The organism is Streptomyces sp. NPDC007189, from assembly GCF_040703635.1.
GTDB lineage: Bacteria > Actinomycetota > Actinomycetes > Streptomycetales > Streptomycetaceae > Streptomyces.
Genome location: NZ_JBEYEY010000019.1, coordinates 132,923 through 159,505, shown reverse-complemented (window position 1 = coordinate 159,505; position 26,583 = coordinate 132,923). Strand labels below are relative to the sequence as shown.

At 74.3% G+C, this 26,583-nt stretch carries 10 protein-coding genes and 1 pseudogene (1 of these 11 running past the window's edge); 7 read left to right on the top strand and 4 right to left on the bottom strand.

What is annotated here, in order from left to right:
- Nucleotides 1–91 precede the first annotated feature (91 nt).
- Genes AB0950_RS32545 through AB0950_RS32535 form a run of 3 tightly spaced genes read right to left on the bottom strand, consistent with a single transcriptional unit; the run spans nucleotide 92 to nucleotide 4,111 of the window.
- On the bottom strand, nucleotides 92–262 hold the full coding sequence (locus AB0950_RS32545) for a hypothetical protein (protein ID WP_360161458.1): 171 nt from the start codon (nucleotides 260–262) through the stop codon (nucleotides 92–94).
- Entirely contained in the window at nucleotides 241–3,189 is a 2,949-nt protein-coding gene (locus AB0950_RS32540) for a lantibiotic dehydratase (RefSeq protein ID WP_366780029.1), read from the bottom strand. The genes AB0950_RS32545 and AB0950_RS32540 overlap by 22 nt, the downstream gene beginning before the upstream one ends.
- A gap of 1 nt (nucleotide 3,190) precedes the next feature.
- Nucleotides 3,191–4,111 (bottom strand): thiopeptide-type bacteriocin biosynthesis protein, encoded by a 921-nt coding sequence (locus AB0950_RS32535; protein WP_366780028.1) that lies wholly within the window; start codon nucleotides 4,109–4,111, stop codon nucleotides 3,191–3,193.
- A gap of 489 nt (nucleotides 4,112–4,600) precedes the next feature.
- Here AB0950_RS32535 and AB0950_RS32530 point away from each other — a divergent pair, with 489 nt between their 5' ends.
- Nucleotides 4,601–5,176: a hypothetical protein gene (locus AB0950_RS32530; protein ID WP_360161452.1), complete on the top strand. Its 576-nt coding sequence runs from the start codon at nucleotides 4,601–4,603 to the stop codon at nucleotides 5,174–5,176.
- A 138-nt stretch (nucleotides 5,177–5,314) separates the two neighbouring features.
- A pseudogene (locus AB0950_RS32525) lies at nucleotides 5,315–5,481 on the top strand (DNA repair protein); the annotation flags it as partial.
- A gap of 138 nt (nucleotides 5,482–5,619) precedes the next feature.
- Here AB0950_RS32525 and AB0950_RS32520 read toward each other — a convergent pair.
- Complete coding sequence (locus AB0950_RS32520) at nucleotides 5,620–6,369, bottom strand: 4'-phosphopantetheinyl transferase superfamily protein (protein ID WP_366780027.1); 750 nt, start codon at nucleotides 6,367–6,369, stop codon at nucleotides 5,620–5,622.
- Nucleotides 6,370–7,391: 1,022 nt separating this feature from the next.
- On the opposite strand from AB0950_RS32520, the gene AB0950_RS32515 reads away from it, so the two are divergent.
- From AB0950_RS32515 to AB0950_RS32495, 5 genes are all read left to right on the top strand, one after another.
- Nucleotides 7,392–9,086: an alpha/beta fold hydrolase gene (locus AB0950_RS32515; RefSeq protein ID WP_366780026.1), complete on the top strand. Its 1,695-nt coding sequence runs from the start codon at nucleotides 7,392–7,394 to the stop codon at nucleotides 9,084–9,086.
- Nucleotides 9,087–9,204: 118 nt separating this feature from the next.
- Entirely contained in the window at nucleotides 9,205–9,456 is a 252-nt protein-coding gene (locus AB0950_RS32510; RefSeq protein ID WP_360161446.1) for an acyl carrier protein, read from the top strand.
- A gap of 7 nt (nucleotides 9,457–9,463) precedes the next feature.
- Complete coding sequence (gene asnB, locus AB0950_RS32505) at nucleotides 9,464–11,437, top strand: asparagine synthase (glutamine-hydrolyzing) (protein ID WP_366780025.1); 1,974 nt, start codon at nucleotides 9,464–9,466, stop codon at nucleotides 11,435–11,437.
- A gap of 16 nt (nucleotides 11,438–11,453) precedes the next feature.
- Nucleotides 11,454–21,359, top strand: a complete 9,906-nt coding sequence (locus tag AB0950_RS32500) for an SDR family NAD(P)-dependent oxidoreductase (RefSeq protein WP_366780024.1) — start codon at nucleotides 11,454–11,456, stop codon at nucleotides 21,357–21,359.
- Between the two features lie 11 nt (nucleotides 21,360–21,370).
- On the top strand, nucleotides 21,371–26,583 hold the 5' portion of the coding sequence (locus tag AB0950_RS32495; protein WP_366780023.1) for an SDR family NAD(P)-dependent oxidoreductase. 20,101 nt of this gene lie beyond the right edge of the window; 5,213 of the gene's 25,314 nt are visible here — the first part of the coding sequence; the start codon lies at nucleotides 21,371–21,373; its stop codon lies beyond the right edge, outside the window.

The following is a 26,583-nucleotide window of genomic DNA, read 5'->3' as shown; positions in this document are numbered from 1 at the left end:
CCAACGGGGCGCGAGGTGGCCGGCGCCCCGCCCGGGCGGGATCGGGCCGGGCCGGGCGGGACGCCGGTGCTGTGCGACGGCGCGCTGAAGGTCAGCGGACGGTGCCGTAACAGACCACCGCCGTGTCGCAGACGATCACGGTGCACAGGCCGCTGCACGCGGAGCTGTCGGCCTCCGCCGTCGGGAGCGTGCTCTCGGTGATGCGGGCGTCCAGGTCGCCGATGAGGGCGTCGAGGTCGGTCAGTGCCATGGTGTCGGGCATTGCTGTCCTCCTTCAGGAGAGCGGATGGTGTGGGCCGCCCCGGTGACGGCGCGCCCCTTGGGCGCGTGCGTCCCGGGGACGTCGGGACCGCCGGACAGCGCGGCGGCGGCGAGCGTCGCGAGTTCCCCGGCGCTCTGGTCGCAGGGAAGTCTCAGCAGCAGTTGAGCGGCCACGGCGGCACCTTCGTGCAGGGGGTCGCGCAGCAGCAGCCCGCCGGGGCCGGGGAGCATCTCCTCCACCAGGAGATCCGCGCCGGATTGCCGCGCGGTGATCCGGTCCAGCAGGTGCAGGGAGGTCAGCGCATCGAAGTCCACGGGCACCGGTTTCGCGCCGGCGGCTGCCCGCACGAACGCGAAGCGGGGCAGTCCGGCAAGCACGCGCTGGGCGGCGAGCGTGCGCGCCTTGGCGGTTTCGCTGTCGCCGGGCCGCCACAGCCGTTCCCGCGGTACCCGCCACACGGCCGGGCTGACGACCAGTTCCCCGCCGACGGTCACCCGGGGCAGCCGCTCGGTGCGGGGGAACGCCTCGGCGAGGCCGTCCAGGCGGATGACACGCGAGGCGGCGGGGTGGCCGGCGGCCAGCAGCAGCCGCACCAGCACGTCGTACGGCGGCAGGGGCGTGCGGGTGGCGTGATGGACGGGCAGGAGGCGCCTGCCGTCGGCCTCGGCGACCACCTGAGGGCCGACGCGCCGCAGCGTGATGCGATCCAGCGGCAGATAGCGGGCCGCAGAACCGGCAGGGCCCAGGTACGGCCCGGGGTCCGGATCCCCCGTCCACCAGTCGGTGACGACCGGGCGGCGCACCGCGTTGGCGGCGCGCTCGGCCAGCGGCGGCACCAGCAACTCCACGAAACGTGCGCCCGTCAGCCGCTCAACGCGGGAGAGGAAGGCCCGGTAACCGGGTGGGTTGGCATAGCTCCCGTACAGACTGTGCAGCGCGTCGGCGAACCGGGCGTCCAGCACGCCGGCGGGCGAGGCCGTCTCCAGTACCGCGACCGGTTCTGGGCCAGGCAGCGGGCGCATCAGGCAGTCCAGGGGCCAGGGCGGCAGCGCTGTCCGCGCCGGTGGGGCCCCCAGGGCATCCAGCAGGCCTTCGTCCAGATCGACCTGCTCCTCGCCGGCCCGGGCGGCCAGATGGGCCAGCAGCCTGGCATAACCGGAACCGCAGGTGACGGCGGGATGCCAGCCGGCGTACCGGCGCAGGCTCTGCGGTGCCGGTGGCGGGCAGGTGCCGTCGGGCAGGAGACGGGCGAGGATCTCCCCCAGGGGGCGCGGCCGTTCGTCGAGCACCGCCGCTTCCGGGGGCACCGCACCTGTGTCCGGCGCCTGTTGCCGGTCGGCCTCCCGCAGCCATGCCACGCGTGCGGCGATCCCGAGTCCTCGCTGCACGCGCTCGACCGCTCGGCGGGGCACCGCGGTGCTCACAGTGCGGTAGGAGTCGAGGAACCAGGCACCGCGGTGGGCGGCTTGGGCGGGCGCAGGTCCGCACGCGGGCCCGTGCAGGGGCGAACAGCCGGGTGCAGATGGCGGGTTGGCGGCTCGGCTCGGCGGTGCGGAACGCGGCGGTTCGGGTACGGCCGGGCCTCCCGTTGCCGGTACGGAGCAGGAGACTGCGGGTGGGGGAGCACAGTCGGCCTCCGGCGCGGGCAGGGCCCTCGCTGAGCCGCTGTAAGTCACCAGCGGGGCCTCATGTCCGACAGTACAGAGGCACGTGCCGCTGCCGTAGCCGCCGTTCGGTGTCTCGGGCGGTGGTGCGGGGCACGGTAAGGCATCGGCCTCGCAGATCTTCTCGGCGGCGACCCACTCCGTGCCGTGGCGGCGCGGGACCGTGCAGATCTGGAGGACTCCGAGTTCGAGGAGGTGGGCGAGGAATCCCCGCAGGACGCCGGGGCCCGGGTCCGCCGCGCGGATCGCTGCCGTACCCAGCAGGGCCGCTTCGCAGACTTCCAAGGTCCGCGGGCCGTCGGAAAGTTGGGCCAGCACGCTTTCCAGGGGGCGGGTGCGCCGGAGGACGACCTGCCGCATCCTTCCCCGCTCGCGCGGGTCGATGACCCAGCAGCGCAGGACGCCGGGGCCGGTGCCGGTTCCCGCCGGGTGGAGGAAGTGCAGCGGTGCGGGCGCCAGGAGGGTCGTCGGGCCGGCGGCCCTGAGGTCCAGGGTCCGGAGCCGACCACGCATGAGGTGGACGTTCTCCACCGCCTCGGCGGCGACGGCGCCGAGGACCGTGCCGGGCGGGACGAGTGGCGGCGGCTCGGTGTCGTGACGGGTATCGGCGTCCGTGGTTGCCCTGGTGAGCGGGACCGGAGCGACCTGGCCGGCCCACCCGCGCGGGGTCGTCTTCGCGGCTGCCCGGCCGAGGGCCCGCCACAGATACGCGCCGCTCTTGCGCAGCCGTTGGCCGCTCCAGGACTCGCCCTTGGCAAGCCGCCGTCGCACATCGGCCATGACGGCCGGTGCCGATTCATGAAGGAACGCCCGCATGATCGGGTCGGCGCACACCAGGGACCAGGCCAGGGCGCCGATCCGCTCCCGCTCGGCCGCCACCGCGTGCTCCAGCGTGCGCAGGGTGCGGTCTGCCGACTCGGCGTCACGGCGCAACTGGGCGGCCTGCCCGGAGACTTCCCGGGCGGCGGCCAGTCCCGCGAGCAGTCGGCAGTCCGCCGGGCCCGGAGCGGCGCCGGAGTGCAGCCGTCGCCGCAGGTCGAGTACGGCGCGACGGTCGGTGGCGGTCAGTTCGGGGTGCGGTACGACGGTGGCGCCCAGCCGTTCGGCCAGTGAGCGGGCGCGTTCGGCGCGATGTTCGCTGTCGCGGGCGTGGTCGGCGAGGTGTGCGAACAGTTCCGGGTTGCCCGCCGCCGCCCACGCGTCCAGGGGCATGCCCGCCACCCGCAGCAGCGCCGCAGCGCCCAGAGCCGGTTCCTCGGCCATCTCAGCACCTCCCGTCGCCCGCGAGGGCGTGGGTCAGCAGGCTCTGGCGGGCCAGGGACAGCCGCCCCCGGTTCCAGTGGAAGATGACGTAGTAGGCGGCGGCGCGGCGCGGACCGATGGTCGCGGCGCCGGACTCGAAGTAGCCGGTGCGCCACTGCCCGGCGGCCCGGCGCACCGCGTCCGCGTGTGCCTCCACCGCCGTACGCCGCGCCTCGGACAGGGAGCCGAGCAGGGCTTGCGGGCCGGCCTGCCAGGCGCCGAGGATGCCGGCGGCGGCGCGCAGGGTGCTCTGGTCCGGGCAGGGGCCCAGCCTGCGGCCGGTGTCGTCGCGTACGACCTCCCACACCCCGCGGTGTTCCCAGCCGACGACGCCGAGGCCGTCGAGGAGTCCGCCGAGAAGCACCAGGGACAGTCGCCAGTCGGCCAGCGGCGCCGGGCCGCCGTCCGCCGTGGCGGCGGTGTGGTGTTCGAGCCAGGCGAAGGAGTCCACCGTGAACAGGTCGTGCACGAGCCGCATCGACAGCGGGCCTCCGAAGAGGTATGTCTCGGGCTCGTACACTCCGCAGACCGGTGGACGCGCCTGCCCTTCGAGCGCGCGGAAGCGGCGGGTCAGCTCCGCCCGCAGCCGGCCCCGGTCCGGTGCGCAGGCCTCGAACCGGACGCGTAGACCCGGGGGTTTGTGCATGAAGAAGAAGCGACGGACCGCGCCCGAGGCGATCAGCTCCTGGGCGGTGTCCGCGACTGCCTGGTAGGTCCGGCGCCATGCGGCCGGGCCGGGTGCGAGGTTGACCTGGACCCAGTTGGTGTCCGGGGCGCCCTCTTGCAGCGCGGACAGTCCCGCTGTCAGAAAGGTGCGCCGGGCCGCCGCGTAAGCGGGGCCGTCGGAGGAGACAGGAACCGGGCTCAGGGGAATGTCACGCACATCCCGGAGGCAATCGGCCAGCAGGTGTTCGACTTCCACCATGGTCCCTTCCCTCGCGGCATTCGCTCCTCTCCTCGGATTTCCGCACTTACGCACACCCGAAAAACAGAATCCAATTCTTCATATGATCAACAGGGTTACGCCCGGTGCACCGGCGGCACGCAACGCGCTCACGGCGCACCCCGAGCGCCCCATGAGGGCCCGGTGAACCCCTCCCTGCGTGCTGCTGCGAGCTGAGAGTGGGGGTCGGCCGCCGGTCAGGACCATGAACACCTGGATTCTGCCCGACGCATGTGATGTTTGCCGCAGTTGTTTGAATGTAGTGCCCGAGTTCGACAGGGGAGAGATCTGGGCTTCCCTCACATGAGTGTAACGGGCACGTTCTTGTCGGCGGCTGGGTCTCCGTGAGGTGTCATCTCTGCGGGAGCCCGCGGCAACAGCCGCAGGCAGCGGCCGGTGACGGCCGCCCGAGCAGAGAGGACGTCCACGATGTCCACCCCCCACCGCATCCTTGCCCGCCTGGTGCCGGCCATGGCCGCCGTAGCTCTCTGTGCTACCGCCACGCCCGCCCAGGCGGCCGGTCCCGACATCCGTCACCAAGAGATCGTCGACAAGGCCGACGGCGGTCGGCTCAGCACATGGGACGACAACGCCAGCGCCGGCGTTGCGGCGTCCACCATCCGTCAGCCCAACAGTGACTACGAGAGCCGCACCAGCGTCATGTGGGAACTGGAGCAGCAGGACGACGGCTCCTGGGTGATCCGCAACGAGAAGAACGCCACGCTGTGCCTTCAGCCGTCCTCTGATCCCGCCCCCAACGTCCTGGTCGTCGTCCAGGTGTGCAACGGCTCGGCCCTGCAGTCCTGGCGACTGGTGCCCGAGCAGACGGACCTGGCCGCCTCCGCCGGGAGCACCGGCTGGTGGAGCCTGCGCCCCGCTTCGAACACCAGGTTGGCCGCGGCACCGTCCACGACCGGCGGCGCGTACAGCGACATCCGCCTCTTCCGCGCCACCAACAGCGACGACCGCCTGTGGCACCACCAGCCGGCCCGCCACAGCTGGTGACAGCCGGCGAGCGGCCCGGGATGTCGGCCTCCGCAACAGGCCGTCATCCCGGGCCGATGGTGGGGGGGCAGGGGGGTGGTTCCTGCACGGGGAGTCGAGGTGGTTACCGATGGAACTTGCCGCTGGCGGGCGTGACGCGAGGTGGTTCCCTGGCGCTGCCAGCGCAGGCTGATCACCGACGCGTTGATCGCCGCGGGGTGGAGGTCGTGCACATCAAGTCCCCCACGACCGCGAAGCCCGCGATCCTGGACAAGCACGCGCGGGTCCGGCACGGGCACGTGAGCTCCCCACCCGACTTCTCGTAATCTCCGCACCTCTGCGTTCTGCGGTTCCGTCTTGGGGGGCGGTGAGAGTGCGGGGCAGGGCCCGGCATCCCCTGATGTCCGAACGCGGGCGCTTGGAGAGGGCAGGGCCGGCGGGCGCAGGCCGCGGTCGCGGGATTGCTAGACGTGAGTTCGGTCCGAGGGCCCGGGGGACGTGACCGCGGCCGTGGTGGAGGCGGGGGCCAGGACGGCGGTCACCACCAAGCCGTCGTCGACCAGCCAGCGGCCCGTGAACTCGCCGGCCGGACCGGTCACCGCCGCGACCGCGGGCGGCAGCGGCACCAGCAGCCGCGCCGTGAACGTGCCGCGAACCCCCGGCCCGGCCGCGTCCGGCTCGACTGCCAGTCGCAGCCACGCCTCCTTGAAGCCCAGCATCCGGCCGGCGTGCGGCGACCACGCCTTGTAGACCGACTCCTTGGCGCTGAACAGCAACCGGCCCCACGGCACGGCGGGTTGCTCCCAGGCGAGCCGTGCGAGGTCCGCGCGCTCCGCCGGCAGTGTCACCGCCTCCAGGACGCCGTCCGGGGACGGTTCGGCCGGCTCGGCGTCGATGCCCAGCGCCGCCATGTCGGCGGTGCGCGCGACGGCCGCCACCCGGTAGCCGGGACAGTGCGAGATCGCGCCGACGAACCCAGCGGGCCATCCCGGCGCACCGCGGGGGTCCGGCAGCAACGGCACAGGCGGATGACCGAGTTCGGCCAGCGCACGCCGCGCACAGCGCCGTCCGGTCGCGAACTCCCGGCGGCGCTTGTCCATGGACTTCTGCACCAGCGCCTCCTCCGCGGGAAACAGCGGAGGTTCCGTCAGATCGCCGCGTACCTCGCCCACCGCCACCGTCTCCGGCAGCAGCCGGCGCATCAGCGGGCGCACGGCGCGCCCGACGACCTGGGGGACCAGTGATGCCGGTGCGGTGTGCGGTGGTGCTTCCGGCGGGCGATGTCCGCGACGGGGCTCACCACCGGGACCCCTCGCGGGACGTGGACCGCGCCCCGGCAGGACGACCGTGCACTGGCAGGGGACATGGGAACACTCTCTGTGCGGTGGGGCGCGCCCTTGAGCGCCGAGGCGGCGTGGCTCGTCAGGTGCCCAGTGGTCAGTTCTGTTCGGGGGCCGATGAACGGCACATGCCGTCCATCGTGCGCCTGGGCCGGAACCGAATCCGTGTGTGGCGCGGAAAACTGCGGCTTTCCCCAAAAGTGGGCCGGGGATAACCGGCCTGGTGTTGTGCGCCGGAGGGCGAGACCGGCCGTGGAGGGTCCGGTCCGCGGCACCAGGGCCGGCCGTGCTCCATGGAACTGCCCCCTCGCCGGCCGAGTGAACCCCGCCGCGGGTCGCGTGCGGCAGGCCTGCACCCTCGGTGACGGCACCGACCGGCCCGGCCCTCGCCGCCAACGGCGTTGCGGCAGAACGGCCTGCCTTCCGAACGCCGAAGGACCGACAACATGCCCACCCGTGCCGACGCCCCCCGGTCCGCGCCGGGCACGGCCGGGCCGACGCGGCGGAACCGGCCGCGCCGGCCGTCGCCCCGCCCGCCGGCCCCTCCGCCTCCCGGCGATACCCGCGCACCACACTCGCGCCGGGTTGCGCACGGGAACCGCCTGGCTTGCGCGCGCGTACCGTCGATCGCCGCTCGCCCGGCGAATGGCCTGCTGAAAGGCCGGAAACGTCGTGACTAGGGAATTCCTTAGCCGATCACTCACTAGCGTTGCGAGAGTAGATGCTGATCCCTGATCCCCCCACGAAAGGCTGGCGGAAGTGACGGCCGCGCGGAGCTGCGAATTCTGCTACTGCAGGAGCGTTGGGCACTCACGGAGAGCCGGTGTCCCGGCTTCCGGCAGACCCTCGTCCTCACTGGCCCGGTTATCCCTTCCGCAGCGGCCGGTGAAGCCGACGTGAGCTGGACCTCCGCCCCCCAAAGGGCCGTTCCCGCGGTGCTGTTCCCCGGGCAGGGATCACAGCGCCGGGGCATGGGCGCCGGACTGTTCGACCGCTTCCCCGCGCTGACGTCGCTCGCCACGGACGTCCTCGGTTACGACCTGCCACGGCTGTGCCTGGAGGACCCCGACGGCAGGCTCGACGACACGCGCTTCACCCAACCCGCGCTCTACGTCGTCAACGCGCTCTCCTACCTGGCCTCGCTGGAGGATGGTGAACCGGAGGGCACCTACCTGCTCGGGCACAGCCTCGGGGAGTACAACGCGCTGCTCGCGGCGGGCGCCTACGACTTCGAGACCGGTCTCAAACTCGTCATGAAACGGGGCGAGTTGATGGCCGGGGCCGGACACGGCGGCATGCTGGCCGTCGTCGGCATGGAGGACTCCGACCTCACGCGCTTCCTCGCCGACGAGGGACTGCGGGGACTCGACATCGCCAACCTCAACACCCCGGTGCAGACCGTGCTGTCAGGGCCGGCCGAGGACATCGCCCGTGCCGAGGGCCTGCTGACGGGCCGCCGGGTGCGCACCTCACGCCTGCGTGTGTCGGCCGCGTTCCACTCCCGGTACATGGAGCCGGCCCGCGCCGAGTTCCGCGCGTTCCTCCAGGGCTTCGGGTTCGCACCGCTGCGCGGCACCGTGATCGCCAACGTCACGGCACAGCCGTACACCGACGGCGAGATCGCCCGGCTGCTGAGCGACCAGATCTCAGGGCCCGTGCGGTGGGTGGACAGCGTCCGCCTCCTGCTGCGGCACACGTCTCCCGAAGCCTGCCGCGAGGCCGGCGGCAGCGGTGTGCTCACCCGCATGCTGGGGCAGATCGCCCCGCCCCGGACGGAGACCGGCAGGGCAGCCGCTCGTCCGGCGGCGCCCGGGGCCGCCACCGAGGCTTCCTCGGCGCACCGGCATCAGGCCGCGGGTGCCCCGGTGACCCGGCCGCGCCTGTTCTGCGTCGCCTACGCGGGCGGCGACGAACGCGCCTACGCCGGACTCGCCGAGCAGTGCCCGGACGTCGAGGTCGTCACCCTCGAACGCCCAGGACGCGGCCGGCGGCTGTCCGAGCCGCTGCTGCGCGACCCCGGCAGCATCGTCGACGACCTCGTCCGGCAGCTGCGCGACCGCCTCGACGCGCCGTACGCGCTCTACGGGCACAGCCTGGGCGCCCGTCTGGCGTTCCTGCTGTGCCGCAGGCTGCGCGCCGAGCGGCTGCCCGCGCCACGTCATCTGATCGTCTCCGGCGAGTGCGGGCCGGCGCTGCCGAGCCGTGAGCGGGACACCTGGCGGCTGCCCGCCGACGCCTTCTGGGACCACCTGAAGCAGTTGGGCGGCCTCCCCGCGGAACTGCTCGACCACCAGGACCTCATGGCGTTCTACGAGCGGATCCTGCGCGCCGACTTCGAGGCGCTGGGTGCGTACACGCACCGCACCGAGCCACCACTCGACGTCCCGGTCACCGTGCTGACCGGCTCCGACGAGTGGCTCACCGAGCAGGACATCGGCGCCTGGCAGCAGGAGACCACCCGTCCCCTGACCGCGCACCGGCTTCCCGGCGGCCATTTCTTCATCCGGGACCACTGGGCCGAACTGGCGCGGATCGTCGTGTCCGCGCTGCGCACCGACGGCGCGGCGGACCCGCTGCCGACCGTCGTCTGACCCCGCCTCACACCATCCACCGCCCACTGCGGGCCGTGCCGTGGCGAGGCGTGTCGAGACATGCCTCGAAAACACCTATATGTACACCTTCATCCTCAGGGAGCGAGAGAGGTCGATCATGGATGAGCTGAAGCGGTACATGGAAGAACGTTTCCTCTTCACCTTCGACGAGAACACCACCGAGGACACCGACCTGTTCAAGGCCGGCATCCTCGACTCCTTCGGCTACATCGAGCTGATGTCGCACGTCGAGGAGACCTATGGGGTGAAGTTCAGCGAGGAGGACCTGCTGAACGGGGTCATGGTCTCCTTCTCCGGCATCCGCGACTTCGTCGGCTCCGCGCTGCGGCAGAGCACCGGGAGCAGGTGACGACCTCATGTGCGGGATCGCAGGGTTCTACGGCAGCCGGCTGCCGGCCCCGTCCTACGGCGACGTGATGCGCGGCATGCTCGCCCATATCGAGCACCGCGGTCCCGACGAGGCCGGCTGCTTCCTCGGCGACCACCTGGCGATGGGCACGGTCCGGCTCGGCATCATCGACCTCACCAGCGGATCCCAGCCCGTCGGCAGTGCGGACGGCCGTCACTGGCTCTGCTACAACGGCGAGTTGTACAACTACGTCGAGCTGCGCGAGGAACTGACGGCGCTCGGCTTCGCCTTCCGCACCGAGTCGGACACCGAAGTCGTCCTCCAGGCCTGGATCGCCTGGGGCCGGGACTGCCTGCGCCGCTTCAACGGCGCGTTCGCCTTCGCCCTCCACGACACCGTCACCGGCGAACTGCACCTGGTGCGCGACCGGTTCGGCAAGCGCCCGCTGTACGTGGCCCGCCACCAGGGCGCCTGGCTGTTCGCCTCCGAGATGAAGGCGTTCCTGGCCTACCCCGGCTTCGAGTTCGCCTTCGACCCCGACCAGCTCGCGTCGATCTTCGCGACCTGGACGCCGCTGCCCGACCAGAGCGGCTACCGGGGCATCGAGCAGATCCCGATGGGCTCCTACCTCCGCCTCGACGGCCACCGTGTCGAGCGTGGCCGCTGGACCGGCCTCGACCTCACCGCGGGGCCGGCCCCCGCCACCGAGGAAGAGGCCCTGGAACGCATCCGCGAGGAAGTGGCACGCGCCGTCGACGTACGGCTGCGCAGCGACGTCGAGGTCGGCGTCTACGCCTCCGGCGGCCTCGACTCCTCGATCGTCGCCCACCTGGCCGCCCGGCGCACCGGCCGGCAACTGCGCACGTTCTCCGTCCGCTTCGACGACCCCGAGTTCGACGAGTCCGCCGAACAGGACGAACTCGCCGCCCACCTCGGCACCCGGCACACCGCCGTGCAGGTGTCCGACGCCGACGTCGTCGAGGCGTTCCCGGACGCCGTACGGCACGCCGAGGTCCCCGTCTTCCGCACCGCGTTCGTCCCGATGTACCTGCTGGCCGAGGAGGTCCGCCGGCAGGGCATCAAGGTCGTGCTGAGCGGCGAGGGCGCCGACGAGGCGTTCCTCGGTTACGGCATCTTCAAGGACACCCGGCTCCTGGCAGCCTGGCACGAGCTCGACGACGAGACGCGGCTGCGCCGCATGGCCCAGCTCTACCCCTATCTGCGGCACTTCAACGGCGAGGACGGCCACCGCCGCATGCTGGGCCTCTACCAGCAGTTCACCGAGGAACGCCTGCCCGGCCTGTTCTCCCACCAGATGCGGTTCCAGAACGGCCGCTTCGCCACACGCCTGCTGAAGAACCCCGGCGATCCCTTCGCCGCCGCCCGGCGCCTCGTCGCCGAGGAACCCGGCTACGACCGGCTGACCCCCGTCCAGAAGGCCCAGTGGCTGGAGTTCCGCACGCTGCTCGCCGGTTACCTGCTCTCCACCCAGGGCGAACGCATGGCGCTCGCACACGGCGTGGAGAACCGCTGCCCCTTCCTCGACCCCGCCGTGGTCCGCCTGGCCGCCTCGGTCAACCTGCGCTTCGACGACGGCTACGACGAGAAGTACCTGCTCAAGCGGGCCTACGAGGACGTCCTTCCGCGCCGCATCCTGCAGAAGGGCAAGTTCCCCTACCGCGCCCCGGACAGCGCCGCGTTCGTGCGCTCCCGGCCGGACTACCGGGACCTGCTCCTCGACGCCGGCACCCTCGAGGACATCGGCGTACTCGAACCCCGCTTCGTCACCGCCTTCGTCAACCGCGTGTTCGACACCCCGCCCGAGCGCATCGGCACCAAGGAGAACCAGGCGTTCGTCCTGCTGTCCTCCCTGGTCTGGCTGCACCACTGGTTCGTCCGGCGTGCCGGAGCCGAACGCGCACCCAAGGACCTGGCCCTGCACGTCGTGGACCGGCGCAGCAGCAGCGCCGTGTCGGTCTGATACGGAGAAGGACCCCATGCCCCAGGCACACACGGCCCCCGTCACCACCGACGGCGACCAGGACGTCGCCGTCGTCGGCACCGCCCTGCGGCTGCCGCGGTCGCACACCATGGACGAGTTCTGGACCCACCTCGCCGAGGGCCACTCGCTGATCAGCGAGGTACCGGCCAGACGGTGGCGGAAGGAGGACCACGCGGGCGATCCGCGCCGCGAGTTCAACAAGACCAACAGTGTCTGGGGCGGCTTCGTCGACGACATCGACTGCTTCGACGCCGAGTTCTTCCATCTGTCGCCGCGCGAAGTGCAGTCCATGGACCCGCAGCAGCGCATGGCCCTGGAACTGAGCTGGCACGCCCTGGAGGACGCCGGCTACCGCGCCGACCGGCTCGCCGGCTCACGCACCGGCGTGTTCATGGGCGTCTGCCACTGGGACTACGCCGAGCTGATCGAGCAGGAAGTCGCGGAGATCGACGCCTACTACCCCACGGGCGTCGCCTACGCGATCATCGCCAACCGGGTCTCCCACCACTTCGACTTCCGCGGCCCCAGCGTCGTCAACGACACCGCCTGCGCCAGCTCCCTGGTCGCCGTGCAGCAGGCCGTGCAGGCGCTGCGCGCCGGGGACTGCGACTACGCCCTCGCCGGCGGCGTCAACCTGTGCTGGTCGCCGCGCCACTTCATCGCCTTCAGCAAGGCCGGCATGCTCTCCCGCGACGGCCGCTGCCGCGCCTTCGACGCCGACGCCGGCGGCTACGTCCGCGGCGAGGGCGGCGGCGTGCTGCTGCTGCGCCGCGCCGAGGACGCCGTACGCGACGGCGACCCGGTGCACGCGCTCGTCAAGGGCATCGGCAGCAACCACGGCGGCCGCACCAGTTCGCTGACGGTGACCAACCCGGCCGCGCAGGCCGAGCTGATCGCCGACGTCTACCGGCGCGCCGGGGTGGCGCCGGAAACGGTCACCTACATCGAGGCGCACGGCCCGGGCACCCGGATCGGCGACCCGATCGAGGTGCGCGGCCTCAAGCAGGCCTTCGCCGAGCTGCGCGACGGCCGTGGAACGGCACCCGGCTCCGACGCCGGGCCCCCGGCCGGGACCGGGCACCGCTGCGGCATCGGCTCCGTGAAGTCCAACATCGGCCACCTGGAGGGCGCCGCCGGAGTCGCCGGCATCCTCAAGGTGATCGCCGCCATGCGGCACCGCAAACTGCCCGGGACTGTCGGCTTCCACCGGCTCAACCCGCTGATCAAGCTCGACGGCACTCCCTTCTACATCGTGGACCGCCTCACCGACTGGGGCACCGACGAGTCCGCCGTCCCGCTGCGCGCGGGCGTCAGCTCGTTCGGCTTCGGCGGCACCAACGCCCATGTACTCCTGGAGTCCCCCGGGCGCGGGCGGGACGAGACCGGCCACGGCACGCAATGCGCGGACCACGACGGCGAGGCGGGCCCGGGCGAGCAGTGGCTGCCGGTGTCCGCGCGCGACGAGGAGCGCCTGCGGGAGACCTGCGCCCACCTCGCCCGCTGGGCGCGCGCCCGGCTCGCCGAGGACGAGGACGCCGTGCCGGACCTCGCGGACATCGCGCACACCCTGCGCGAGGGCCGGGTGCCCATGCGGGAACGCGTCGTCTTCCGCGCCGCCGACCTCACCACCTGGGCCGGGCAGCTGGAACGCTTCGCCGCCGGCGAGGACCTGCCCGACGACTGCCTGCGCGGCCGGGCCGGTGCCGACGGCGAGACCCCGCAGCTCGGCGCGTTGGACACCGAGGACCTGGTGGCGCTCGGCGCGCGCTGGATCGAGGAGGGCCGCCCGGAGAAGTTCGCGGCGGCGTGGGCCGGCGGACTGCCCGTCGACTGGTCCCAGTGGCCCGGCGGCGGCCGGCGCATCCACCTGCCGGGCTACGCCTTCGCCCGCACGCCGCACTGGTTCCGGCCCACCGCCCCCGCGCCGGAGCACACCGCGGCCCCGGCCACGCGGCCGGCCCCGCCGCTCGGCGAGGGCCGCCGGGAGGACGGCGAGTGGCGCTTCCCGCTGCTGTTCGACGCCGGGCACGACTTCGTCCGCGACCACCTCGTGGGCGGTGCGCCCATCGTGCCGGGCGTCATGGTCCTGGAACTCGTCACCGCCGCCGCCCGGCACACCGCCGCGCACGGCGACGTACCGGCCGACGGCAGCCCCTGCGTGCGCAACGCCGTGTGGATCCGCCCGCTGCGCGTCGACGGCCCCCGGCTGTCCGCCCAACTGCGCCTGGTACCGCGGGGCGACGGCCACGAGTACACGGTCCTCGACGCCTCGGGCGCGCCCTGTGCGCGGGGCCGCGTCGAATGGCGCCCGCTCACCGAGGAGACGACCGACCTCAAGGCGCTGCGCGGCCGGCACACCCGCCCCGTCGACGTCGCCGCGGGGTACGCCGCCCTGCGTGCGGCCGGCATCGCGCACGGCACCGCACTGCGCGGCCTGGACGCCGTGTACGGCGGCCCGGACGGCGTCCTGGCCCGGCTGGTCCTGCCGGCCGGCGCGGCCGGCGCAACGGCGCTGCAGCCGGCGATCCTCGACTCCGCGCTGCAAGCCGCCCTCGCCGTGGGCGCGGACGCCGACGGCACCGGCTGGCGGCGGCCCGACGCCCCGCAGGTGCCGTTCGCCCTGGACGCCCTGGAGGTCCACGCGCCCACCACGTCCGTGATGTGGGCCCTGCTGAGGACCGGCGAAGGACGCCACACGGAGGTGCCCAAACTCGATGTGGACCTCTACGACGACAGTGGCCGGCTGTGCGTGCGGATGCGCGGCTACGCGGCCCGCCCGCTGACCGCCGCCGCGGCCGAGGCGCCCGCCCCGCAGGAGGCAGCCGCCGCTGCCGCACCGGCGGCACCCGCACCCGCCGCGACCGTCCCCGGCCGACAAGACACCGTGCCCCCGCGGTCCGCCCCCGAGGACCGGCTCATCGAGGTCACCCGCGCCTGGCGGGCCGCCCCGGCGGCCGCCGGCCCGCCCGATCGGCCCGCCCCGGTCGTCGTCCTCAACGCCGCCCTCGACGACGCGCACGTCCCGGCCGCCGCCGCCCGCCTCGGCGCGGACATCCTGCCCCTCCCGGTCGCACGGCCGGCCGGGGAGGGCGGACCGCATGACGAGGCCGCCGCCGCGAAGGACGCGTTCGACGCCTGCTGCGCGCACCTGCGCCGGCTGCTCGGCGACCGCGACTCCGCCCGGCGGGTCCTGGTCGTCGCACCCGGCGCCCCGGACTCCCCGGTGCACGCCCCGCTGGCCGCCGTGCTGAAGACCGCCCACCAGGAGGAGCCGTCGCTGCGCGGCAGGCTCGTCCTCGTCGACGGCCTCGACCCGCACGACAGCGCCCGGTTCGAACGCGTCGTCCGCGCCGAGGCCGCCGCCGACGACGGCGACGAGAGCGCCTGGGACCGGCAGGACCGCCGTACCCGCTGCGTGACCGTGGAACTGCCCGCCCCGACCACCGGCGGCGACAGCCTGCTGCGCGCGGGCGGCGTGTACTGGGTCACCGGCGGCGCCGGCGGCCTGGGCACCCTGCTCGCCGAACGCCTGGTCCGCCGGTACGGGGCGACCGTCGTGCTGAGCGGACGCAAGGAGCACAGCGAAGCCGTCGACCGGCTCCGGGACCGCCTCGCCGGTCTCCCCGGTGAGGCCGTCTACCGCCCGGCGGACGTCACCGACGCCGACAGCGTGCGCGAGGCCGTCGCCGGGATCCGCGGCCGGTTCGGGCGCCTCGACGGCGTCTTCCACGCGGCGGGCGTCCTCGACGACGGCTACCTCGTGGCCAAGCCCCCGGCGCGCACCGCGGCCGTCCTCGCGCCGAAGCTCGACGGCACCGCCCACATCGACGCCGCGACCCGCGACGCCCGGCCGGACTTCCTGATGCTGTTCGGCTCCGTGGCCGGCGCGTTCGGCAACGCCGCGCAGGCCGACTACGCCGCCGCCAACGCCTACCTCGCCTCCTACGCCGTCACCCGGACCGGCCCGGAGTGGGCCCTGCGCGTCGTGGAGTGGCCACTGTGGGCCGAGGGCGGCATGCGGGTCGACCCCGCCAGCCTCGCCTATCTGCGCAAACGCAACGGCGTCGTCCCGCTCCCCACCGAGGCCGGCCTCGACGCGCTGGAGCGCGCCCTGGGCACCGACGGGCCCGTACGGCGCGCGGTGCTCTTCGGGGAACCGGAGAAGCTGCGCCGCTACGCGGGCATTCCCGGCGCGCACGAGGAGCGTGCCGCGGCGCGGTCCGGCGGGCGGCGCGAGATCGGGGAGCAGGAACTGCGCACCCTCACGCACGCGTACCTGCGCCGCGCCTTCGGCGAGGTCACGCGGCAGGACCCCGACACCATCCAGGTGGAGGAGAAGCTCGAGCACTACGGCATCGACTCCATCGCCATCGTCGACCTGACCAGCCGGCTGGAGGACGACTTCGGCTCGCTGCCCAAGACGCTCTTCTTCGAGTACGTCGACCTCGCGGGCGTCGCGGACTACTTCGTCACCGAGCACCGGGACCGGCTGCTGGACCTGCTGGCGCCGGCCGAACCGGACCCGGAACCGCAGGCGCGGCCGGAACCCCGGCCCGCAGTCGGCCCGGAGGCGGACACCCCCGCGACACCCGCCGCCCCGCAGCCGGCCCCCGTCGCGGTGACCGCCCCCGCTCCCGCTCCCGCACCGGACACCGACCCCGGCCGGCACGACATCGCCGTCGTCGGCATGGCCGGCCGCTACCCGGGCGCCGACACACTGGAGGAGTTCTGGCGGCTGCTCAGCGAGGGGCGGCACAGCTTCGAACCGGTGCCCGAGTCGCGCTGGCGGCACAGTGACCTCTACCACGACGAGCGCGACGTCCTCGGCAAGACGGTGGTGCGCACCGGTACCTTCCTGCGCGACATCGACGCCTTCGACCCCCGCTACTTCTCCATCTCCCAGCGGGACGCCGAAATCCTCTCCCCCGAGGTCCGCCTGTTCCTGCAGGCGGGTGTCACGGCCCTGGAGGACGCCGGCTACTCGCGCGAGACGCTGCGCCGCCGGTACGACGGCGACGTCGGCGTGCTCGTCGGGTCGATGAACAACAGCTACCACCTGTACGGCTTCCAGAACATGCTCACCCGCGGCTCGGTGACCAGCGGCAGCGAGATCGGCGTGATCGCCAACATGCTGTCGTACTACTACGGGTTCACCGGCCCGTCGATGTTCCTGGACGCCATGTGCGCGTCCTCCTCGGCCTGTGTGCACCAGGCGGTGCGCATGCTGCGCGCGGGGGAGTGCCGGATGGCCGTCGTGGGCGGCGTCAACCTGATGCTGCACCCGTACGACCTGATCGCCACCTCGCAGGCGCACTTCACCAGCAGGACCGCCGAGGTCGTGCGCAGTTACGGCGTCGGCGCCGACGGCACCATCCTCGGTGAGGGGGTGGGCGCCGTCGTCCTCAAACCGCTCGCCGAGGCCGTCGCCGACGGCGACCACGTCTACGGCGTGATCAAGGGCACCGGCATGACCAACGCCGGGGTGCGCAACGGCTTCACCGTGCCGAGCCCGCACCTCCAGGCCCGCGCGATCGAGAAGGCCCTGGACGACGCCGGGGTCGACGCGCGCACCATCAGCTACCTGGAGGGCCACGGCTCGGCCACCGCGCTCGGCGACCCCATCGAGATCAAGGGCGCCGGCCTCGCCTTCGGCCGGCACACCGGTGACCGGCAGTTCTGCGCCCTCGGCTCGGTCAAGTCGAACGTGGCCCACCTGCTGTCCGCCTCCGGCCTGGTCGGACTGACCAAGGTGCTGCTGCAGCTGCGGCACCGCACGCTGGTGCCGTCGCTGCACTCCGAAACGCCCAACCCCTCCGTCGACTTCACCACCACCCCGTTCGTGGTGCAGCGCCGCCTGGAGGAGTGGCGCCGCCCGCGCGTCCCTGCGGGCGACGGCACCGTCGAGGCACCGCTGCGCGCCGGCATCACCTCCATCGGCGCGGGCGGCGCCAACGTGCACATCGTCGTCGAGGAGCACGGCGGGCCGGCGGTGTCCGCGCCGGAGAGCGGACGGCCCCAGCTGCTGGTCTGTTCCGCGATGACCTCCCGCACCCTCGGCCGCGTGCTGCGCGACCTGCACGCGTACGCGCGCGACACGGGCCCCTCCCTGGACGCCCTGGCGCACGCCCTGCAGACCGGCAAGAACGAACTGCCCTGCCGGCTCGCCTTCGTGGCCACCGACCGCGCCGACGCCGTACGGCAGCTGGAGCGGCTGAGTGCCGTCGACTGGACGGCCGACGCGCCCACGTTGCCCGGCGGCGCGCACTACACCGCCAGCATCCTGCGGCAGCGGCGCACCACCGACGCCGCCGCCGTCGAACGAGCCCTCGACGAGCGGGCCCTGGACGACCTCGGCCGGTACTGGGCGCAGGGCGCGGCCCTCGACTGGGACCGGCTGTGGCCCCGGGGCGCCCGCCCCGCCAAACTGTCCCTGCCGGCCTACCCGTTCGAGAAGGTGCGCTGCTGGTACCCCGGGCACGAGGACGCGCCGAGCGTGCTGCGCCCGCTGGCCTTCGCCCGGCGCGCCCACCCCTGGATCGGCGCCAACCGGTCCGACCTGCGCGGCGTGCGCCACGGCCTGACCCTGCGCGGTGACGAACTGCTCGACTACGTCCACACCTCGGGCCGCACCCGCCGCTACGTCACGCTGGCGCTGGCCGACGCGGCGTCCGCCTTCGCGGAACTCGCCGGACTGACCGGACCGTTCCGCGTGGAGCGCGCCCGCTGGGGTGCGTTGCCGCTGCCGGCCGACGGCCCGGCGGAGCTGGAATGGCGGCTCGGCGCGGCCGGGGAGGGCCGGCACCGCGTGGAGCTGTGGCACGTCGGCGGCGCCCGGCCCACGCTCCGCTTCCACGCCGACGTGGTCCCCGCACCGCCCACCACCGCCGAGACGGCCCCCGAAGCGGCCCGTCACACCATGGCGCTGGACGGCGAGGCGTTCTACGCACGGCTCGCCGAGGCGGGCGTGGACACCCGGCCCTACGGCCGCTGCGTGACCGGCGCGACCGCGCTGGACGACGGGCGCCTGCTGCTGCGGATCGCCGCGCCCGCCCGGTGCCAGGACCCGTACAAGCAGCGCGTGCGCGTGCCGGCGTGGGTACTCGCGGGCGTCACGCAGGGGGTGATGTACCTCCACGCGACCACCGGCCCGACCGGCCGGAACGAGGCCGGTACCCTCTCCCCGGCCGCCCTCGGCGCCCTGCACGGCGACGGCTTCGACCGGACCCGCACCGTGGTGCTGACCTCGGAGCGCGGGGAGACATGGCGCGTCGGCGCGGTGTTCCTCGACGAGCAAGGCGAGGTGCTGGGCCGCCTGGACGACGCCCTGTTCGGCAGCGGGCCGCTTCCCGAGTCCCTGGGCGGGGAATCCGCCCCCGCCCACGGCACGCCGCCGGCCGTGGCGACGGCGGCGTCCGTCCCCGCGCACACCACCGCCACGCCGGCACCGGTGCCACCCGCGGCGCCGGCACCCCGGGCCGCCGCGCAGCCGGTCGGCGGCGACCGGCCCGACACGCTGGTGGAGACGCTGCGGCACATCGTCGCCGACCTGCTGAAGTTCGAGGTCGCGGACATCGACGCCGACACGCAGTTCTCCGCCTACGGCTTCGAGTCGATCTCGCTGGCCAACCTCGCCACCGAGGTCAGCGCCGCGCTCGACGTCGAGGTCACCCCCACGCTGTTCTTCGAGTGCCCGGACATCCGCAGCCTGAGCCGGCACCTGGTCGAGCGGTACGGCGACGGCCTGCGGCCCGCGGAGACCGGACCCGGCGCCAGGAGCGCGGCGCCGGAACCCGTACGACCGGAGCACGACAGCCGGCCGCTGACCGCACCCGCGCCGGCCCCGGCGGTGGCGGATCCCGCCCCGGCTCCGGGGGCGGCGCCCGTCGCGCCCGAGCCCCGGCACCACCGCACCGCCGCCGACCGCCCGTCGGCCCCGGCCGGCGCGGTCGCCATCGTCGGGGCGGCGGGACGCTTCCCCGGCGCGGACGACCTGGACGCCTTCTGGGCGAAGCTGCGCGAGGGCGCCGACCTGGTCCGCCCCTACCCCGGGGACCGCTTCGACGGGGCCTACGCCGATGTCGTACGGCGGTCGGACTTCCCGAAGTGGGCGGGGCAGCTGGACGGGGTCGACCGGTTCGACGCGGACTTCTTCCACCTGTCCCGGCTGGAGGCCGAGCTGATGGACCCGCAGCAGCGCCTGGCCCTGGAGACCGTGTGGGCCGCGCTGGAGAACGGCGGCTACGCACCCGCCCGGCTGCCCGGGAACACCGGCGTGTTCTTCGGCGTGTCCGGCTACGACTACCACCAGTTGCTCAACGCCTCCGGCGTCGCCCCCGACGGCTACACCGCCACCGGCAACGCCCACTCCGTGCTGGCCAACCGGATCTCGTTCGTGCTCGACGTGCACGGTCCCAGCGAGCCGGTCGACACCGCCTGCTCCAGCTCGCTGATCGCCCTGCACCGCGCCGTGGAGAGCATCCGCAGCGGCCGTTGCGAGATGGCCATCGCCGGCGGGGTCAACCTGCTGCTCAGCGTCGACACGTTCGTATCCACGCAGATGTCCGGCATGCTCAGCCCCGACGGCCGCTGCAAGACCTTCTCCGACCGGGCCGACGGCTACGTGCGCGGCGAGGGCGTCGCCGCGGTGCTGCTCAAGCCGCTGGAGCAGGCACGCCGCGACGGCGACGCCATCTGGGGCGTGGTCATCGGCAGCGCGGAGAACCACGGCGGGCGCGCCCAGTCGCTCACCGCGCCCAACGGCGCGGCGCAGGCCGCCCTCGTCCAGGACGCCCTGCGCGGCATCGACCCCGACAGCATCGGCTACGTCGAGACCCACGGCACCGGCACCCGGCTCGGCGACCCGGTGGAGATCAACGCGCTCCACCGGGCCCACCGCACCCTGCGCGAAGCCCGCGGCGCGCGACGCGCGGACGGCACGCCCAACCCGCCGTGCGCGCTCGGCTCGGTGAAGACCAACATCGGCCACCTGGAGGCCGCGGCCGGCCTCGCCGGCGTGCTGAAGGTGCTGCTCGCCATGCGGCACGGCGAGCTGCCGCCCACCCTGCACTGCACCGACCTCAACCCGCTGCTCCCGCTGGACGACGGCGACTTCGAGGTCGTACGCGAACTGCGGCCGTGGCGGCGGCGCGTGGACGCCGAGGGCCGGCCCTGGCCGCTGCGCGCCGGAGTCAGCAGCTTCGGCTTCGGCGGCGCCAACGCCCACGTGGTCCTTCAGGAGCCGCCCGTCCCGCCGGTCCTCGCGCCCGCCCCGTCCGAGCCGCAGGCGTTCGTCCTGTCCGCCCGCGACCCGGAGCGGCTGCGCGCCTCGGCCCGGCAACTCGCCGACCACCTCGACCGGGCCCGCCACGAGGGCCGCGCGCCGGACCCGGCCGACCTGGCGTTCACCCTGCAACTCGGCCGCGCCGCCCTGGAGGAGCGGCTCGCCTTCGTCGCCCGTGACGTCGACGAGGTGAGCGGCGTGCTGCACCGGTTCGCCGACGGCACCCCGCCCGCCCACGTCAGCACCGGCAGCCTGCGCCGCTCCCGCGGGACCGGCGTGCCACGCGATCCGGCGCCCTCTCCCGAGATGGCGCAGGCGCTGCGCGAACGGCGTCTGGACGCCGTCACGGCCGCCTGGTGCCGGGGCGAAACCGTCGACTGGCGGCCGCTGCACCCCGCCGGACGGCGGCGCACCCTGCGCCTGCCCGGCCATCCCTTCGCGCGGGGACGGTACTGGGTGCCCGCCCCGGACGCCGTCCTGCCGCAGCACGCCCCGGACACCGGCCGGTTCCCGACGCCCGCCCCGCCCGCACAGCCCCCGTTCGACGCCGAGGCCTACGCGGCGGCACTCGACGCGGTGCTCGACGACCGCGCCGGGCTGGACGCCCTGACCGGAACCTGACGGAGCCCGCCATGACCGTCGAGCCCCCCATCCCGGAGCCGAGCCTTCCCCCTCTCGCACGAAAGACCTCCATGGACACCACACCCCCCGCACGGCAAGACCCCGCGAGCCGGGACCTCCTGCTGACGCCGCACTGGCACGACCGGCCCCTCGGCGAACGGACCCGCGCCGTCGCGCCCGCCCGGCGTCTGATCGTGCTGTGCGACGCCGACGACGCCCACGAGGCCGCCGTGCGCCGCCGCCTGCCCGGAGTGTCCCTCGCCCGAGTGGACAACGCCGGTGACGGCCCGGCCGCGACCTACCGGCGGGCCGCCACCCGGCTCCTCGGCGAACTGCAGCGCCTGCTCGGGCAGCCGCACCGTGAACGGCGCGTCGTCCAGGTGGTCTGCCCCGCGCGCAGCCCCCACGGTCACGCCGGGCTGCTCGGCATGCTGCGCAGCGCCGCCCTGGAGGAGCCGGCGCTGGCCGTGCAGCTCGTCGAGTTCACCCCGTGGCCGTCCGCCGAGGACCTGGCCGGGATCCTCCAGGCCGAGCAGGACGCCGGGGACGAACACGTGCGCTACGTCGACGGGCACCGGCAGCTGCCGCAGTGGCGGCCCGCCAGGGACCTCCCGGCGGCCGAGGCGCGGCTCTGGCGCCCCGACGGGGTGTACCTGGTCACCGGCGGCGCGGGCGGCATCGGCCGGCTGCTCGCCGCCGACCTCGCCCGGCACGCTCCCACGGCCCGCCTGGTCGTGTGCGGGCGCCGTGCGCCCGACGGAGTGGACCGGCGCGGGCTCGCCGCCGCCGAGTACATCCAGGCCGACGTCACGGACGCCGCCGCGGTCGCCGAGGCGGTCGACGGCGTCGTACGGCGGTACGGGCGCCTCGACGGCATCGTCCACGCGGCCGGGCTGCTGCGCGACGGCTACGTCCTGCGCAAGAGCCACCAGGAGCTGCACGAGGTGCTGGGGCCCAAGGTGGCCGGCCTGGTCCACCTCGACGAGGCCTGCAGCCACCTTCCGCTCGACTTCCTCATCGCCTTCTCCTCCGGCTGCGGCAGCCTCGGCAACCCCGGTCAGGCCGACTACGCCGCCGCCAACGGCTTCATGGACGCCTACCTGTCCCACCGCCGTCACCTCGTGGCGTCCGGACTGCGGCACGGACGGAGCCTGTCCCTCGCCTGGCCGCTGTGGCGTGAGGGCGGCATGCGCGTTGCCGCCGACGACCTGCCCGCACTCGCCGAGCGCTTCGGCCACCCCCTCGACACGGCCACCGCGCTGGGCGCCCTGCACCGGGCCGTGCGGCTGGACGCGCCACACCTGCTGGTCACCGACCGGCACGGGACCGGGACGGACACCCTCGCGCGGCAGGCCACCGGGGCGGCGGTTCCGCGCTCCGCCGCTCCCGCGCAGGCGGCACCGTCCGGCACCGCATTGCGCGCCGACGTGCTCCCCAAGGTCAAGGAACTCCTCGCCACCACGCTGCGACTGGATGCCGACCGGCTCGACGCCGACGCGCCACTGGACGGCTTCGGCATCGACTCCCTCGCCGTCACCCGGCTCAACCGGCACCTCGAGCGGTGGTTCGGCACCCTGCCCAAGTCGCTGCTGTACCAGCACCCCACCCTGCGGGAACTCGCCCACCACCTGGCCGACCAGCACCCGGAGGGCTGCCGGAGCTGGCTCGACGGCGAACCGTCCGCGGCCGCGCCGATGACCGCGTCCGGGTCCACGGACACCGCCGCACGCCCCACCGTCCCGGGCGAGCCGGTGGCATCCTCCGCGCCCACCGCCCCCGCAGCCGCTTCGCGGGCCGCCGCGACCGCCCGCCCCCTGCCGGCCGACGAGCCGATCGCCGTCATCGGGCTGAGCGGCCGCTACCCCGACGCCCCCGACATCGCCGCGTTCTGGCGCAACCTGCGTGCCGGACGCGACAGCGTGCGCGAGATCCCCGCCGAGCGCTGGCCGCTGGACGGCTTCTTCGAGCCGGACGCCCAGCGCGCCGTACGGCAGGGCGCCAGCTACAGCAAGTGGGGCGCGTTCCTGGACGACTTCGCCCGGTTCGACGCCGCGTTCTTCGGCATCGCCCCGCGCACCGCCGCCGACATGGACCCGCAGGAGCGGCTGTTCATCGAGTGCGCCTGGGCCGTGCTGGAGGACGCCGGGTACACGCCCGGGCGGCTCGCCGAGCGGCACGGCTCCCGGGTGGGCGTGTTCGTGGGCGTCACCAAGACCGGCTTCGACCGGCACCGCCCCGACGCGCCGGACGGCGACGTGCCGCCGGCGCCCCGAACCTCGTTCGCCTCCCTCGCCAACCGCGTGTCGTACCTCCTGGACCTTCGCGGCCCGAGCATGCCGGTCGACACCATGTGCTCGGCGTCCCTGACCGCCGTCCACGAGGCGTGCGAGCAACTGCGGCGCGGCGCTTGCGAACTGGCCATCGCCGGCGGCGTCAACCTGTACCTGCACCCCTCGACCTATGTCGACCTGTGCCGCTCGCGCATGCTCGCCTCCGGCGAACGCTGCCGCAGCTTCGGCGAGGGCGGCGACGGCTTCGTGCCCGGCGAGGGAGTCGGCGCCGTCCTGCTCAAGCCGCTGTCCCGGGCGGAGGCCGACGGCGACCCGGTGCACGCGGTCATCCTCGGCTCCAGCGTCAACCACGGCGGCCGCAGCAACGGCTACACCGTGCCCAACCCGCGCGCCCAGGCCGCCCTGGTGCGCGAGGCCCTGGCACGCGCGGGCGTGACCCCGGCTCAGGTCGGCTACGTCGAAGCGCACGGCACCGGCACCCGGCTCGGCGACCCGGTGGAGATCGACGGCCTCACACAGGCGTTCACCGAGGGCCTGCCGGACACCGCGGACCGCCCGTCGTGCGCCCTCGGCACGGTGAAGCCGAACATCGGCCACCTGGAGGCCGCCGCCGGCATCGCCGGTCTGACGAAGGCGGTCCTCCAGCTCAAGCACGGCGAGCTGGTGCCGAGCCTGCACGCCGAACCGCCCAACCCGGAGATCGACTTCGCCGCGACCCCGTTCACGGTGCAGACCCGGCGGACACCCTGGGCGGCCCCGGCCGACGGCCGGCCCCGCGTGGCGGGCGTGTCCTCCTTCGGCGCGGGCGGGGCCAACGCGCACGTCGTCCTCGCCGAGTACCGGGCCCCCGCCGACCGCGTCGCCCCGCCCCCGTCGTCCGGCCGGCCCTTCCTGCTGCCGCTGTCCGCGCGCACCCCGGAGGCGCTGCGCGCCCGCGCCGAGCGGATGGCGGCGTGGCTGGACGACGCCGGTGCGCCCGTCGACCTCGGTGCCGTCGCCTTCACGCTGCAGACCGGACGCGAGGAGATGGATGAGCGGCTGTGCTTCGTCGCGGCACGCGCCGACCAGTGGCGGGAGCAACTGGCCGCCTACCTCGCGGGCCCGGACGCCGACGGACCCTGGGGCCGCGACCGCGTGCGCACCACCCGGGAGACCCGGGCGGCGCTGGCGGACAAGCCCGAGGTCCGCGAGCTCGTCGGCCAGTGGACCGCCCGCGGCGAGTGGCTGCGACTGGCCGCCTTCTGGGCCAAGGGCATGCCGCTCGACTGGACCCGGCTGCACGACGGCGACCGCCCCCCGGCGCGCCTGCACCTGCCGACGTACCCGTTCGCCGGCCCCCGCTACTGGTTCGACACGACCAGGTCCCTCGCCGGCCCCGCGACCGCCTCCGCCGCGGTGGCCGGCGAGGTCTGCGCGCCCACGGCACCCGCCGCCACCCCCGGGGCCGACGCCCGTGAGGTCGAGCGCGTCGTCCTGGCCACGGTCGGCGACGCCCTCCAGATGCCGGCCGAGGAGATCGACCGGCGCCGGCCCTTCGCCGACCTCGGGCTCGACTCCATCCTCGGCGTGAACGTGGTGCAGAGGCTCAACGAGACGCTGGGCACCGCACTGGAGACCACCGACCTCTTCGACCACGGCTCGGTGGAGCGGCTGCGCACGTTCATCGTGCGGACCTACGGCGACACCCTGCGCCCCTCCGCGGCGCCGGCCGCCTCCCCGGCGGCCCGTCCGCGCCCCCTTCCGGCCGGCGAACCCATCGCCGTCGTGGGCCTGGCCGCCCGCTTCGCCGACGCGCCCGATCCGCGAGCCCTGTGGCGCCACATCGCCGCCGGGGACGACCTGGTCGGCCCGGTCACCCGCTGGGACCTCGACCGCGAGGCACCCGGCGTGTCCTGCCGCGCCGGCAGCTTCGTCGACGGCATCGACCGGTTCGACCCGGTGTTCTTCGGCATCTCCGGCGTCGAGGCCGCCGCCATGGACCCGCAGCAGCGGATCTTCCTGGAGGAGTGCTGGAACGCCCTGGAGGACGCCGGTTACACCGGTGAACGCCTCACCTCCGGCACCTGCGGCGTCTACGTCGGCTGCTACGCCGGCGACTACCACGAGCACCTGGCCGACCAGGCCCCCGCCCAGGCCCTGTGGGGCACCATGGGGTCGGTGGTGGCCTCCCGCATCGCCTACCACCTGGACCTGACCGGTCCCGCCCTCAGCGTCGACACCTCCTGCTCCAGCTCCCTGGTCGCCCTCCACCTCGCCTGCCGCGACCTCAGGGCGGGCGCCGCCGACATGGCCCTGGCGGGCGGCGTGTTCATCCAGACCACCCCCCGCCTGTACGTCGCCGCCGACCGCGCCGGCATGCTGTCCCCGAGCGGGCGCTGCCGCAGCTTCGACGCGGACGCCGACGGCTTCGTGCCCGGCGAGGGCGCCGGCGTCGTCGTCCTCAAACGGCTCTCCGACGCCGAACGCGACGGCGACCACGTCTACGGCCTGATCCGCGGCACCGGCGTCAACCAGGACGGCACCACCAACGGCATCACCGCGCCCAGCGCCGTCTCGCAGGAGCGGCTGCTGCGCGCCGTGCACGAGGAGTGCGGCATCACCCCCGGCGGCATCCAGCTCGTCGAGGCCCACGGCACCGGCACCCCGCTCGGCGACCCCATCGAATTCCGCGCCCTGCGCCGGGTGTTCGAGGGCGCCCCCGCGGGCGGCTGCTCCCTCGGCTCGGTCAAGACCAACCTCGGCCACACCCAGTTCGCCGCGGGTGTCGCCGGGGTCATCAAGGCGCTGCTCGCGCTGCGCCACCGGCAACTGCCGCCCACCCTTCACTTCAGCCGCGGCAACCCGGCGATCGCCCTGGAGGGCAGCCCGTTCCGCGTCGACACCCGGCTGCGCCCGTGGCCGCGGCCGGACCACGGGCCGCGCCGCGCCGCCGT